At 46.4% G+C, this 16,485-nt stretch carries 2 protein-coding genes and 1 pseudogene; all 3 read right to left on the minus strand.

What is annotated here, in order from left to right; genetic code table 11:
• Positions 1-3,463 (minus strand): annotated as a pseudogene (locus AC0YN6_RS17370) (lysozyme family protein); the annotation flags it as partial.
• Positions 3,464-3,476: 13 nt separating this feature from the next.
• Positions 3,477-10,493: a PolC-type DNA polymerase III domain-containing protein gene (locus tag AC0YN6_RS17375; RefSeq protein ID WP_475748334.1), complete on the minus strand. Its 7,017-nt coding sequence runs from the start codon at positions 10,491-10,493 to the stop codon at positions 3,477-3,479.
• Positions 10,494-10,505: 12 nt separating this feature from the next.
• A complete protein-coding gene (locus tag AC0YN6_RS17380; protein WP_475748335.1) occupies positions 10,506-16,472 on the minus strand; it encodes a hypothetical protein in 5,967 nt (1,988 codons plus the stop codon).
• Positions 16,473-16,485 lie beyond the last annotated feature (13 nt).

Genomic DNA, 16,485 nt, shown 5'->3' on the forward strand with positions numbered 1-16,485 from the left:
GCTTGCCCATAAAGATAGTGTTCCTAAAATCAAATGGGTGCGTGGCCAATACAAAATCCTCACCCATTGCTGCGCAGACCGTAAGTACATCCCAGAATGTCTTATCATAGAGATTCATATTGATTCCCGCTTCGTCGCCACCACCGATTCCGAAGAAGTCGGAGAGCTTGGAGAAGAATCCATCACTGTCTCCATGCAACTTTCCGGTTGTCTCATAGATGTTCATGGTGATTTCATTCTTCGGCCGGTCTTGAAACTCGTTTCGCCAGTAGTAATCTACTGGATTGCCTGGTGCCCCGAAGTGCATGATTCCCATGGAGTGTTTGGCATATGCCGAGTTGCTAACGTATTTAGCCCAGTAGTCTTTAAAGAACCCTTGGTGATCTGTGAGCATCTCGTCAATAATCTCAGTAGGCTCCTTTTTACTATACAGGAAACCTCTTGTCTTATCGTCTGGAGAAGCCTTTAGCTTTCTTGTCAGCTCAATTCCGTCGCTCTGTACAATAACCGATACGGTCTCTCCATTGTTCTGCACCTCTGTAACTGTGCCGTTCATCATCGTAGGCATGTTCATTGGGTTCGACCCGTATCCCATCCGGAAGTGAATGCGTGCGCCTGTGCGTAGATAGATGGACTTGTACCAGTTCTTGTCACGATTCCGGCTGCGCTCAAGTTCCCTTGCCGCAGATCCTGGTGCCAAGATGCTGTTCATAATGTCACCGAAGCTCGTGTGCGTGAGATCATTTGCCTTAACAGAATCCGTCAGGCTGCCGAACACATTACACATCTCCAGCACAAGCGTGCTTGATGCACCCTTACGAGAATCTGTATAACTTATATCTGTTACAGCCCGATAGCCAAAGAAGTGATCTGCCATCTTGACTGATCCCATGAATCGCCCTTCATCCACAAACATTAAGAAGAAAGTTGGAAACGCGCGAACAAGTCGCCCTCGTCGATCGTATTTCATCGTGTCATGCAGCATGCCCTTGAAAATAGTTTCATCATTCTCAAAAGCTTCTTCTGGAATAACCTCGTCTTTGAAGACAGGATCAATTGGCGGAATTTCTAGCTTCTTGTAGTCGGCAATTGGCAACTGCTTAACCAGTGGTGCAAGCTGTACATCTGACCACTCGATTGACTTGTCTGCACCATCCAATATCCCTTTAATCAAGGTGACAAGGCTGCTGTTAAGCTTCTTGTTTTCGGACAACAAGAGATTATATTCTCTCTTGTATCCGAGATACATGGCTAGGGCACCCGCCCACTGCGCCTTCTTGATTTCACTCTCTCCGCCTACTCCAGTAATGCCAAACGCGTTGTACACATTTTCGTTGACGAGATTGGCAGATATCACCTGGCCCAAATAGTATTTGAGTCCTTGAATGCCTTGCTCTACATTGTATTCAATGTTGTAAGCCAGCGATCGACTGTCTCCGAAGTAGGAGCTGACCCTCATGACGCCTACATGAGAGGCATTGCGAAGGAAACTCACGTCTTTATAAAACAGCATGGATGCTGTCAGCATAATTGGTATTCCGGCTGAATCGACTTGCACATTCCCGAGCTCTTTATTGGCATTCGGTCCAACCTCATAGAACTGACGCAGCTTGACGTCGAAAGATTTAGCCATCGCCAGGACAATCACTTGATCGATGCCAGCCTCCAACGCCTTGTTTCGAATCAGCACCTCAGTTTCAAAAGGAGTCAGATTTGCCCTATCAGTCGATCCTGCTGGCTGCGCAGTCAACACTTGCTTTGACGCCTCTCGATCCTGCTTTGTTTGATCAATCGCCCCCTGTGCTGCTCCATCAGGCGTTAAGACGCCTTCATTGATGTTGGCAGAGGCCCCCATAAAGTCACGAACATTTGCCGTAACAGGACTATCGCTCATAATCTTGGATAAGGAAGCGCCATAGTCCATGGGATTTGTGTACATTATAAAAAAGTCTGGATCAACAAACTGTCCATCATTTGTATTCTGCACATTGAATCCGGCTGCACGAACCTCGGAATACATAGGTAGCTCGAGATCTGGATATATCTCCACACTCTTGAAGGTTTCCTTTACCTTGCTGTCATAGATCGCGCGCTTTCTCACATCGAGATCCATGAATCCGCCGAGCGGATCTTGCTTGAGGTTTGGATCATCTGCAAGATTGAGCCAGAATCCATCGAGTGGACTTATCTCCCAGTTAACCTTATCCGTCATCCAGCTTGTTTCAGCAAGACGACGCTGAGCTCGATTATAGGAACTCATGGTTAGCGTGATCTGATAGAGACCCGGGCTACCTTCTACCGTTGAAGTCACGACATCTTCAATGACCATATAGTTGGCTCCAAACAGACGAGCAAGCTGATGCTCAAACTGAATGAATCCATTTGAAATCTCTTTGTTGTATTCGCGAGTCAAGTAGGTGGCTCGTTGAATCATGGTCTCGAAGCTGGATAGTGCCTCCATGTCATCGGTTTTGAATACTGCCACAAACACCGCATCTTGACTTCCTAAGTATTGGTGAGTCGGAGACTCGTGTTCTTGGATCTGAATAGGCGTAATGATGTTCTCGTAAGCAACGCTTACTTGCTCTAAGATGAGTCCTGGTATGTCCCAATTTTCCATATGGATATCGTATTCGCCAAGAATCTTCTTTGGATCATTATTCGGGTCTTTTGAGTACAGTTCATTAAGGTTCTTTTCGAACTCACTCTCCCCGATTTCATCAGTGGCTTTGATGCTCCATAGCGGAAGACCAAATACGCCACCATCCTCCGTATCCATGAATCCTTTATCTGTCCGATCCTTCATCCAGCTCTTGATTAATTGATTTCGTTTTTTTCGCCACTCTTTCATGAAAACTAGGTCTTCTTCAGCTGTTAAGCGAAATACGTAATCGTCATGCAACTCAGCTTGTAGTGGTTCATAGAAAACAAAGTTTCGCTTTGGATCTGGCGTCAAGCTGCGGCGATAATTCCAGCGGAACAGCGGCCAGTTAATCATCTCTTCAAACGTCCGACCGGTGTCATCATAGATGTAGGCATACGGATTGAATACAAAGAGCTGCACACTAGCTTGAAGGGCGTACGGGAAGCTTGGGATCGTCTGAACAGACACACTAGAAACCGTAACAGCCTCGATGTCATACGCATCATTCAACATAGTGTTTTGAATCGGAAGGAATGGACACTTCTTCATTTGTGCAAGCAAGGGGCGAAGCTCATTATTGATACTGTTCATGTCAGGGAAGAATAGTCTCAAGTCAATGATTAAATCGAAATGGCCGCTGTTTTTTACAAAACTGCCGCGGCCACGAAGTACATTTACCTTTTGATTCTTCATTCGCCTGCTGACCGTAATAGCGGTCGGCGGCACATAAAACTGTGTGTCACCGATCCGCAGATGATGCTCGCGAAGCGCCCCGAAGAGTGCATCACGATCATCATATCCGGTGGTAGCTTGAGGCATGTAATCATTCCTCCTAGATGTGCTGTTCTACCTTGTCTCTATACCAAGCGCGTGACATCTTCGATGCGTTGTCTTGGTAATTAATCGTCATATTTGTCTTCCCGCCGTGGCCGGAACTTCTCATTCCTTGTTCGACCGCAGGGGCTAAATTTTGATTCTGACCTTTACCTTTTGCACTAATACGCACATGGGCTCCACTGGAACCATCGGACTCAATAGATCCTATGGCCGGCGATGGTGTTTCATATGATTCTGAGAGTCCTTGACTGGAGTATTCGTAAGGCGCTACAACATCTTTCTCTTTAAGTGTATTGTAACCGATTATTCCGCCTAGCGCTAGAGCTCCCATTGCGATGCCTACACGATTCCTTACCTTGTTTGGACCGTTCCAAATATCATTCATGGAGCTGCCGATCGCCTGTCGTCCTTTCTCTCCAATCCAGCCGCCTGTGGCATCATGCGCAACGCTGCCAATCATGCCAGCCAGTCCGCCTATCTTCGCACTCGCCTTTTGAAGCGGGCTTTGCTGGAAAGGATCAGCCACGAAAGGAGCTGGCTGCGGGCCATCTATTGCTGGATTCTCCACTCCTGTGAAGTGACGCCATATATTCAGCGGCTCATTGGTTTGTATAATGTCGTCGCCTTGACCTCGCAGCTGATGAACAACACCTTCTACGCCGATCTTATTTACATCAAGTCCTGTCGACGTACCAAACCTCACACTGGAGTTATATACCCCGTTACTAATATTATTTCGAATCTGCCTCAGTTCAGAAATCCCTTTTGCATTGGGATTTATTTCATCATCTTGGCTTCCGAAGAAGAGCTTATCATAGGCATGGACCTGCGCCCATTGAGACTCTGTTTCTGCTGTTGATACGAGCTGAATGAAGTCTAGTGCCTTATTGAGATCTTGTGCACCATGCTTGGAGGAAATGATCTTTTGGTTAAAGGTATTACCAAAATCATCGATCGCCCTTCTGGCCTCTTCATTCGGAGCATACTGTTTTGAAATTTGCTGGAGCGAAGAGTTTAAGTTATGAGCTCGACCAATGACTACCTTACCGGTCTTGGCATTTATTTCAGATTGCGAGTTGGAATCATAGGTTCCATATACTCCGTCACCCGATTCCATTTCTCCAAGATTAAAACGCCTCTCCTGTTCTTTCTTCAAGTAGCTTGCATAGCTCTCTTCATGCTGCTGCTTTCGAGCATCACGACTAGCTGCGTACAGGTTTCGCCACTCTTCTTGTACGGCTTCATTTCTAATCACGGTTAGTCCGTTCATGTCTCCATCGGAATCCGCCGCCATAAGCTCAGCCGCAAGCGAGGTTACATGAAAGTTCTTATCCTTTATGGCAGAACTCATGCGAACCTTGGTAATCTGCATGGCGTCATTATGGAACGTAGGTGGACGCAAACTCATACCCATAACATCAGCTGCCTTCGACTGCAGCTCTTTTGATATGATTGCATTCGGATCGGCAAGCCTTCTGCGTGCGATGTCTTCCTGATAAGCTTCAGCTTCAAGCAACTCGTTGTAAATGCCCATGCGCTTTGCATTATCCTCAGACATGACCGTGAACTCATCCAATACATTGCCTGGGTCAATTCCCATTTTTGCACTTGCCTTGTGATCAATCAACTTGAATAACCCAGTTCCTGAGTTCTTCATATGAACTTTGAATGCGGAGTCGATTCCCTCGCCGTGAGATGATGAGACATCGTAAGTCATTTGGCTAAATAATCGATCAAGTGATCCTTGTAGCGCATTGCGTTTTGACCTTGCATCGATTTCGCTTGTTGCCGTATCTACCTCAGCTGCCCTTCGATGAATGTCTGCAATGTGTTTTTGAATATCCCGAAGGTATACGTTTTCCTTTGAGCCTTCTGTGTGCGTAAAAGGAATAAATACTTTATCGATTTTCTCCCGCACAGGCTCTCCGCCTTTACTTACACTCTTAATAAATGAATATCCTTCCTCGCCACCATCAGGCAAGTGATACCAATATCCCGCTCCAAGCTCATCAGCTGTTGTGCCTAGCTTATTTGCGACATGCTGGCGATCAAATACTGTTTTATCCATCGTGTGCGGATTTCGATTCTTGTATTCAGGAATAGGCGCAAAGTCTCCTGGGTATAGAACATTGTCCTTTCCAGCTATACCTAGCTCCTCAGGACTCATGACTAGAGAAGACAGAGACTTGTTTACATTTAACACATCATCCAGTCTTCCCGTTTGAGTATTGCTTGCCTCTATTTCACCGAATAAATAGTCTCGCGTTACTTTCGCCCCGACGTTATCTAAGACGCGACTCTCACTATGTCCCCATCTTACACCGCCATGGTCGCCGTAAACCTTTTTACCATTCTCGTCTATACGCAATACAACTCGGCCTGTTTCGTCCACTGATTTTGCATAGTTTTCAACCTGGTAAAGTCGAACTTCCTGTATGGCCATGTCTATGCCTGTAGAGGTCTTGTTTGCAATACCCATCTTACTCATGAAGTCATTGAACGCATTGGCCGGAACATCTTGACCCGTGGTTACATCGAATCCGCCTCCACCTTTTCGCCATGTCAACCCTAGATTCGCGGCTTCCACTTCGGCAATTAAAGCTCTTTGTGCAGCAGGATCATTTTCGGACAATACGCGATCCGCTATAAGTTTGGCTTGACCAGTCATCAGGGAGCCGTAGTCACTGTGCCCTTTGACGTTGGTGTTGTAGAGCATGTGGATTTCAGGATCGCCCGTAATTGCGCTCATCAGTCCACGACTCATGGTTGGACCATCTGTTGCCTTCTCCATTTCAATACCGAATTTCATGGCATCATCATAGGTCCTATAGCCAACACGATTGTCGTCAGGACTTCCAAACAAAACTGCATCATTTAGGTGCTCGTAGAACACCGGCGCTCCGTTGCGATCAACACCGTACTGCTTACCTGGCTTAATTGTGCCGTTTATGAATTTGCCATCTTTCACAAATTCTTCTGACCATACGAATCCTGGCCCTGTTTTCAAGAATTTTGTTTCCCACACCTTAAAAGAATCCATGAACTCTTTCGTGGCTGCCATCTGCTGTTCATACACGCGGGCCTTGAGAAGCGGATTATCGATCATCATTTGAGCTTCCGTACGAATCGCGGCATCAACATTACTGCTTGCAGCAATCTCTTCAATCCTCTTGTCAAGGAAGTCCTGTGTTGTGTATCCAACCTTCATATCGAAACCGACCTTATGGTTCCTAGATTGGTTTTCCGCATGCTGCATTGGCGTGGATGCCATGTCATTTAGCCATATCGACTTGATCCCGATATTCTTTAGATTGTCTTGCATTTCTTCACTAATAGGACGAACGTTATTCCACTGAACGGGATTTCCCCGCCCCATAAAGGTGTTGCCGCCATAAGGAATGTAGTCCTGTGCATTCCTTCTACTCAGAGTTCCACTTGCAGCCGTGTCGTCTTTTACATTGTTGAAGAAAAGATTGAATCCATATTTGGCTGCAAAGCTTACTTCTTCGTTATTCATCTCGATAGACTTATTACTGAAGATGTCTCTAAGCGTGGCATGCGGTGAAACTCGCAGCGTTCTCGCACCCTCATCGATATGACTGATGATGTCACGATTGCTGATGTCTTTACTATCAAGCCTTCCTTCTTTGTACCATTGCTCGATCATGGCTGGAATTGGATTGACCTGTGACTGCTTACCTGCATCCGATGCATTATTTAGCCACTTGGACGTATCGTTAATCGACTGGCTTCGCCGAATGCCGGACAAGCTTTTCATTTCTTCGGAAGTCACACGCTCGGCTGCTTCGGTTGCCTCATCATACTTACCTGCACGAACCTGCTCAACAAACCTTTTCATTACGCTTGAATCAGCGTGAGCGCGTGCAATCACCTCTGCTGATGATGCGTCCCGAACAGTGCCGCCTTCATTGATAAGCGTAGCCTTTGCATTTAGAATCTGGTTTCCATGGGTAATGGTGCCGTCTTGACTGATAAGCGGAAGGATAATTTCAGCAGATGCTCTTGTATCCCTTCCTCTAATAATATCGAGCTCAGTCGATCCACTGTCTCTTGGTCTGGAAACATCAATCTTAATCGCCGTACCATTCTTATTCATAGATACGCCGTAATACAGATTTCCGTATTCTGAATCCTGACTGGCGCGAGCTAAGGACTCAAGCACAGATTCGACAGCTTTCCAGTTATTAGGTCTCAACTCTGATGAGGCATGCTGTGCATCCAGTGTTTCAAAGATGCTCTTGACGTCATCTGATATCTTGACTCCATTTGATTGATGCATGGCGATGACGCCACGAATACCATCCGCTTCTTTTAGTGCCTTATCAATTAGCGCTGCATTTCGATCAGTCGATAATCCAAGAACCTTTTCTCGTCTACCAACGGAAGATACAGGTATACTCTCTTGCATGGCGTGAGGAGAACTCCAGATCGCATCCAATACATCCTGAATGGTTTGACTTGTTTTTTGCCCACTGTGCAATCTTTGCAGCCTTTCTGCTGTCACGCCCTTGTCTCCAAATAGGCCGTTTTGATTCATTGACATAATAAGACTACTCATTCGCTGATGGCGAAGACTGTCTCCATCAGCCTTTTTGCCAAGCATACCCCAAATCGTTGAAGAAGCTGCGCTTCGCGATGTCATATTAATATAGCCAGATCCGCCATCCATCTGAGTGAATCGAAGAGCTCGGGACTCGTACTTCCGAAGCGGGCGATCGACCATATGCTGTCCCACTTCTTTATCCATCTCATTGGCGTAGAAGGCCCATGCGACTTCTTTCTTTCGGCGAACTTCTGAAATTTGCTCCGCAGTCATGCCTGGCTGCTCTACATATCTATTGTCAATGGCTTTTATGGCTGACTCATATCGATCCAGCTCGTCCAGCATACGAGGCGCCATTCGGAAGAATGCTTTCTTTTCTGCTTTGTTGTGAGTAAAGGGATGTGCAGAGCCTTTCTCATACTGACTGTCAAAGTCAAGGGTATCCTCAAAAGCCTTACGACCCACCCTACTCTCCTTTGGAGTATCCAAGTGGTCGCGATACTTTCTTACGTTGCCGTACATCCGCCTTGCGGCATTTAATCCTTTTGTCTGACTGTTGGTTCCACCGGTTAACGTAAATAAGTCTTCGTATCGGCGACGAGCAAGATCAACTGTCTTATCATATTCAATGTCCGACCTAACCTTATTGTTTGTCCCATCCCAATTGTAAAACTGCCGCTGAATGAACTCAGAAATATCTTCGAACGCCCGGTCACCCTCACGTACGACAAAAGATGTTTTGCCACTTTCTTCATCGAGAAGCTCTAAGGCGAGCCTTGTCATTGGAGTCCCATTTACAACTTTCGATATATCAATAAGATCCTTTATTTGATAAAAGGATTTCGATCCGATAACAGATCGATTAAAATCCATACCTTTGGCTGTGTATTTTCCATCTGGGCCAAGCTCTGCCTGATGATCCATGGAAAGATCTCTGGCTCTCGCGCCGCCAACAGAAAAGACCTTTGTGCCCTTTTTGATTTCTTTGTCACTCCATGTTAATTCCGTGGGATGAAAATTAAAGTCGAGTCGAATCTCATTATTGACCTTTACAATTTTATCTACAATAAATGGACTCTTTATACCAGCTTTGGCTAGAACCGCACGTACCTCTACGTCAGACCCGGCCGCCATAAAAGCCATTTCCTGATTTAGAAGCTTCTTTTTTACCATGTCAAACGTATCTTTTTTCATTTGACCCTGAAGTTCTTTTATTAATCGATCCAATCCTTCTGACTTCGCTTCACTGATCCTTTTTCCAACCTTGCCATGAATCTTGCCGATAGCTTGACCAAGATTCTTATTATCGTCCAAGGCAGTATGTGCATCTTCGTCTACTTTACCAAGTGTTGTTTTGACAACCTCATGCAGGGTAGCGAGCCCATGCCCAGATGATCCTGGTTCAAGCGGATTGTTGAAGTCACTGTGAAACTCGCGCATATTTGGATAGGCAGCCTGTAGCACTTGGAGTAGGTCAATGTGGCTTGCTGGACCATTAAAGTTGACACCTAGCCCTGAAGCTATTTTCTTCAATGCCGGAATATCAAACTTTTCTCCATTATGTGAAACAAAATATTTATTTTTGTTTCTCTCGACATAGGCATTGAACTTCGTCATGACACCAGCTGCATCCTGTTCACCATGCGTGGAGAGGGCATTTAATCCTGACATCATGTGACTCAAATAATCATTTGAGTAGCGAACAAATTTGGCACTATCTATTACACCCGTGCTTGACAGAAGCTCATCGACAACACGATTGTGTCTTATTTTATAATTGATAACATCATCTGCTTGCCCCGAAAGCTTCTCAAGTATCGCTGGACCGCTTCCAGCATCAAGAGAGGAGTATCGCATAAGGTCAATTAGTGATCGCTGCTGCGATGACGTCATCGTACGCAGTGAGCGAGGATCATTTCGAACCCGCTCTATCAGACTCCTCATATCCATGCTTTGTTGTTCGTTTGGTGCCACAAGCGCATTGAACACTTTACCTGTTTCACGGAAGTCATATACGCCTTCGCTGACTTTATATCGCTCAAACCCTACAGCCGAAATCTCCTGCGACCAGAAGCTTCTTGCAATATCTTGATCTCCGAGTGTTTCGATGTCGTAGGAAATGAGTCCGTTTTTTCGACTCTTTGGATTCGATACGCGGTCAGCGAACTCCTTAAAGATTTTAACCGCCTCTTGTGCGCCCTGATTATTTGGCGTCCTCAATTCTTGAAGGACGCGCTTGCCTCCATGGGAGATATACGGAGACCTCGATCTTTTTGCATTATTAATATCGTCATTGATTTCAGCAATCAGCTTAGCTCGATCCGGAGACGTTTCCACGTATTTCGATCTCACATCTCCAAATACGCCAAGAGGCACCCACTGATCTTGGGTGCCTGACTGTACCAATGGAATACCTTGCGCAATTAAGAAATCATTTATATTTGCCATGTTGTCACGTCCTTATAGGAGATTTCCCATATTTTCGCGGAGATAACTGTCTATTTCAGCCCTTCGATCAGCTTCATAATTCATCTCCACTCGAGTCTGCGTCGAGTTGTTTGGTGTGACAATGACTTGTACATCGTACAGTCCTTGCCCCTCCAGTACAGCTTGGATGTTCTGTTGCATCTGCTGATACCCCTGGAAGTTATTTTCTTCATATATATCATTGTCGCCATCATAGTTCAGCGCAGGAGACACAGCTGCTGCAGCTTCGTCATCCGGCCAAATATCCATGTCGCTTAGATCCAAGTCTTCATTCTTGATGACATTGGTTCGAATGTCCTCCAGATTGAACTCTGGTCTCCATCCAGCCCAGTCCGCATCCGGCAGGTAGTATTTATCGAAGATCTCCTCTAACGGCTTTGGTGCCTCTTCTCCCATTCCCCATAGCGCCTTATAAATACGACGCTGACTCTCAGGAACAAGCTGCAAGATACGATCCTGCTCTGCTAGAGGGGCATCTGCAAAGGAATCAAAGAACCATTTCTCTTTACCCGGGAAAGCCCTCGCCAGCTTCATGCGGTCTCCGTATGGATCAGCACCATACAAGGTCTCACCAATCTTCTCCTTGTACATGAGTGCCTTGTAGACTGGCTCTGGCAACTCCTGCTCATATTTGTCGAGGGTTATCTTCTCAAGCTCCATATTGATTTCTTTCCGCCGATCTTCCCAGCCACCTGGCTGCTCAACAAACAGTTTTCGCTTTTCATTTTCAAGCGCCTGCTTCTGCTCTTTGTTTTGATTCTTTCGCAGATCAAGCTGCGTCATCATATCGTCCACATCGTATCCAGCTGCAATTGCCTCTTCCCTGGCCTTGCTGTACATCCCTTGTGCCTTCATGTACTTCAAGACATCAAAGTATTCATTGATCTCATTCTCTTTCCGTCTGCGCTCAGGAACCCATGTCTCACCAGTAGCCTTCTCGTAGCCCTGTCGCCACAGACTTCCTCCTGCCGACAATGATCCGCCGATAGCCATGCCCACCAGCTTGGCATATTTATGCCCAGCAAAGAAGATCGATCCGACAAAGAATCCTGATGCAGCACCTAGTGCACCTGCCGTCATCGTATCCTTACTTGCACGGCTCTGGAATCCTGGAATCACGTAATCATTTAGCATGAAGTTTTCCCATGTGGCCCAGTCTTTTCCGAATACATGATCTCGCTCATACTCTTCCAGCGCAGATCGCACCTGTAAAAACTTCGTGTTAAGTGGCGTGTCGGCGTGGGCCATTTTCTCCCACCGCTTACCTTCTTTGATTTCTCCACTTGAGAATCTGGCATTTACGCCGGTTGCCGAGAAATCAGTTTGACTCTCCTTCATGAGTCCGCGCTGCAAGATGTCGTTATTGATGTTATTCATTTTACTGTATACAACAGCCTTCATCGTCTTGTACGTATCATCTGAGATTCGTTTTCTTTCGTCAGCCTCGACTCCGATTGTGACGCGAGATCCCGGCCGAATATAGCTTTGCAGCACACCTTCTGCCTTAGGCTTCACATCCACCCCTGCAAGCCGTATTGCCTGATCGCCAAATTCCTCAGTCAAGAATGTGTAGTCATCCAGAAACTTCGTCACCTTTACTTCTTGATAGGCGAGATCTGTGTATTTGAACCGGTATGGTGTGAACTCATATTTGTCTTTCCGTCTGGCCACTTGTCGCTTGATCTCCGCAGCTTGACGCCTAATATCTTCGTCTTCTTCGTTATCTACGACATAATCGCGCCAAAACTTATACTCATCACTCCACGGTGCTACATCGGCAAGAATCTTAAACTTATCGAAAGCACCGTATTCTCCCGTTTCATCTGGATGCAGCTCATTCATGGATTCGTATGCTTGACCTGGCAGCCTATACTCGCCATGAGGAATCTTGGAATACGGATCTCCAATATGGAAATTGAGGAAATATCCTTCACCTGGCATCCAGCTTGGCATTGTATTGCGAATCGGATTGTAGGTGTCCAGCATACCGTCTTTTGGACGAACAAAGCGTCGACCAATCTCGGATATGTCACTTCCAAGCGAACCGAGGTTCATGCCCCAGAACTGACTTGAAAGGTTTGTTGCCTGATCGGCTTTTTCGATAACCGTTTTTCCAGCATACGGGTCGTATCCAAGGATCTCATCAAATCCGATCCATTTGTATACGCCCAGCGGCTCTGTCCAGTTTTCAATCGCCTCTTGCAGCTTCCAGTTCACATCGTTAGGATTTTTCACATCAGCCAGTCGCTTGCGAAGGATCTCCTTTTCGTACGCATAGTCCTGTGCATACATGGCACGAGGTCGTGTATCCATCATTGGCTCAGGTCCACTCCTTGCCATTGCGAATAATTCTTCAGGCCTGTGCTCCTTATTTCCGACGCTAGATGGCACATAAATGGACTCACCGGTTTCAATTTCATAAATAATGCGGTCGCCTGTTTTTTCGCCTTTACCATCTAACTGTTCGCGTGTGGCATAGGCAGGGTAGGCACCTACCTCTTGCTTATAATTTTCGCTTTGCTTCACCATGGCTTCTTTTGTTTCTTCACTTTGGATATATCGGACGCCTTCATCCTGGCTATCAACGCCATAGTCACTTGGTGTAGCATAAACAAGATTATCAATGCGTCCGCCAGCAGTGAACCTAGTAACAACAGGACTATCAGGCCTTGTTCCCTCACCACTCTCTTCTGCCTGCTTCATCATTAGTTCTGGATCTCCCCAGTATTCAGGATGCATGCGTCGATTTGGTTTGATCAGCTGCCCGATTGTTGCATTGCCAATATCGCCAAGCGCCATCGTGTTTGGATTAAACATGGAGCCTGTGATCAGATATGGTCGATCAAAGTAATGCTTCTTCTCCCAATAGTACGGATCATTGAAGCCGAGAATCTGACTGAACACACCCAGCGGGTTTTCAAATGTTGGAAAGAAGTTCGTCTTTCCGTATTTTTCTGCCGCCGTCAGATTGGTTCCAGAGAACTCCCAGTCTGATACCGCTTGCCTGTAGGCATTGGGTGCAAATTCATTGATTCGGTCGCCTCGGTAGGCTGTCTTGGAGCCCATCAACCACCATCGGCCTTTGCGCTGCTCATCTACGCCATTGTTTAAGTAATTAAGGTATTCTTCTCCTGTGTAGGCTTCTCGCTCATCTACAGTGGATCCAAGGGTTCCTGTGAGCATCTGACCCACAAGCCCAACGGGGCGAATCGTACCAGTCGGAAGCGTAAGTCCAGGTGTTGCTGCAAAGTGCTCGATACCCGGATGAAGCATCATCTCCCGCTTCTGCCGCAGGTTCTCACCACTCTCATCTTCTGCGATAGCACGATCCAATCTTCCTTGCGCTAAGTGGACCTGATACCGATCTCCAATACTCTGTCCAGACCAATCCTCACTCTTCTGATTAGCGTAAACGACTGCTGATGCCCCCATGGTCATTGGCATGAACCGCTTCAGCATTAGAGAAGAAAAAGCCTGCAGTGGACTTCCTAGAGAGTCATCGGAGAATCCGAGCCCCATATTTCCGAGTGCATCTTGCAGCCGATACATGGGAAGGTGTCCAATAAAGGTTGAAAGCATCGTAAAGTCTTCCATGTTATTTCGACCTGTCAGAGGGCTTGTTTGCCGAATCTTATCAAGTGGATTCGTAAAAAACTCTCCCATTCGACCCAGAAATGTATCCGAATCAAAAGACTTGTTTACCAGTAGGTATTCGTCCTCCACTTGATTATGAGGCTTACCTCCAGAAAATCGCTCATATATGGGATTCGTATTACGCTTCATGATGTTCATGGATTCCTGAAACTGTCGGGCTTGCTGGCTTGTTCCAGTAAACAATTCATTTACGTTATTGATTGCTTGTGCTGAATTGATATTTATGTCGGCACCTGCACGATCAAACTCGTAATGACTGTACAGAGATTGGGCTTTGTCTGCCTCGCCTTTATCGATTCGCCCATCTTTACGAAGCTGTGCAACAGTCTGTCTGAAATCAAATGAGCTTCCATGGATCCGTGGATTCAATTCAGTAACTTGACGGATAACCTCTTTCCCGACTGCTTGCTGAATCAGGTTGAATCCGTCCTGAACATTTGTGTAGTCTCCATACAAAATGGAGCTCTCACCAATAGGAGACTTATTATTCAGGAACTCATCTGGGCTTCGCATGTATCTTTTATAGAGTGACTTGATTTGTCCGCTGCCTTGCTGGTATTCCTCTCCGCCGCCAAGGTACTTGAACATCTGCATCATATGGTCTTGATTAGATAGATCTAATTTGTTGTCACCAACATACTTTCTTAAATGAAAGCCTGAGTTTGTTTGCTCAAGAAGCGCATAGGTTGTTCTGGCAGACAAGCCTTCCGTGTATTTATCCAGATACTGCCGAACTCCAAAGAAGCTGTCTCTTGTCACGCCATTCGCCAGAGCTTGATTAATCTCATTTCGCTCCCAAGTGGGGTCCCAAAACTTGCTAACAATGCCCGTCCATCTATTAAACACGGAGTCACGGTCTTGATTTCCGAGGTCAAACGCGCGCATGAATCCGTTTCGCTCCACAGTGTTATCGGTTCCCATTCCGGCAACCTGCCTCGATATCTTGGCTACAGTGCCGAATCGAGATGACGTCAGGAACATTCTGCGCTGTGTATTTAGTAGCTCAAGCTCTTTGTCTGGATCAAGTGCCGAGTCAGCGTCCATAATTCTTCGGATTCGCCCATTTATGTAGGCTACCGGCTCCATAAGCGGGGCATTCAGATTATTTCCTCGCTGCGCGTTGAGCATAAACTGCACCGATTTAGGATCGAAAATTCGGAATCCAATATTGTCAGTAGCTTCAGCTATGTTCAGTTGATCTCGCATGTGAAACAATCCGCCGAACAGGGTCTTGGCAAAGAACTGTTTCGTGCCCTGCCGAGCATCATCATAAGTCTTCAGATCGTGCCATCCTGTGATCGCATCATCTTTTCCTCTGGTTACGTAAATGTTTCGGTCAAAAATCGAATCACCAAACTGAGGATTGATCGACTTGATGCGGTTCAGCTGTGCTTGCATGTCTGTTGTAAGGTTTATTTTACCCGTGCTGTGCATGTCTAGGACGTCATCAACCGTTGCTTGCTTTGATCCACGAATTGCGCTAGTTAGCTTATTTTCTGATCGATAGATCGTGCCAACCTCTTCTGCGCCTTCTTTAAAAAGCTTTTCACGATTTCTGCGTATCCACTCTCCATAATCTCCGCCCGCATAATTAGTGTTGCGATGAGCCTGCTGAGCATTGAATACGTTGTCGATCATGGATTGATCGCCTAGATTGGCTTCTTTCATCAGGTACTCGATCTGTTGCTTAGCCTCATTGCCGCCTCGCATGATAGAAGGACTTCCCTTTTGCAGAGCCATTGTGATTTGATTCACTTGATTATCGGAATACTGTCCGCGCAGCGTGGCTTGAATATCACGCATCCGGAATGCATTCTGCATCGCATAAGACAGCTGACCTTCTGATACGCCAGCTTCGCCAACCGTCTCGTTTAGATGGCGGATCTGCCGCATGACATCGTATTCGCGATTTGATGCAAAATCATCTACTCTGTCCTTATTGGCGTCAATCTGCTTTCGCATGCGCGTCATGTAATCGTCTCGGAATCGACTAAAATCGCCAAGTCCATTTTTGCTAAGAAGTGGACCTGTATGATCCATCGTTTGCCTTAGTGCTTGCGCGGCACCCTTTGCATTTATCTCAATAAAACGCGAAAACGCGCGGGCGGCGCCCGTGCGATGTGCGAGTCCATATGCAAGTACGCCAGCTGCGGCACCTACACCCAGCTTAGCAGCCAAAGGGGTGCCTTGTTCTTCACCGGAGCTGACATAACGGGCATGCTTCCTCTTGTCGTTATCCAGATAAGGTGCATATCTGCCTTCGTCAAACTGCTCTTGCTCAGCCACGATCCCACCCCTT

Source organism: Paenibacillus sp. J22P15 (genome assembly GCF_056269345.1).

Coding starts and splice junctions, on each gene's coding strand:
- AC0YN6_RS17375 (WP_475748334.1), bottom strand. CDS start 10,493: ATGGCAAATATAAATGATTTCTTAATTGCGCAAGGTATTCCATTGGTA.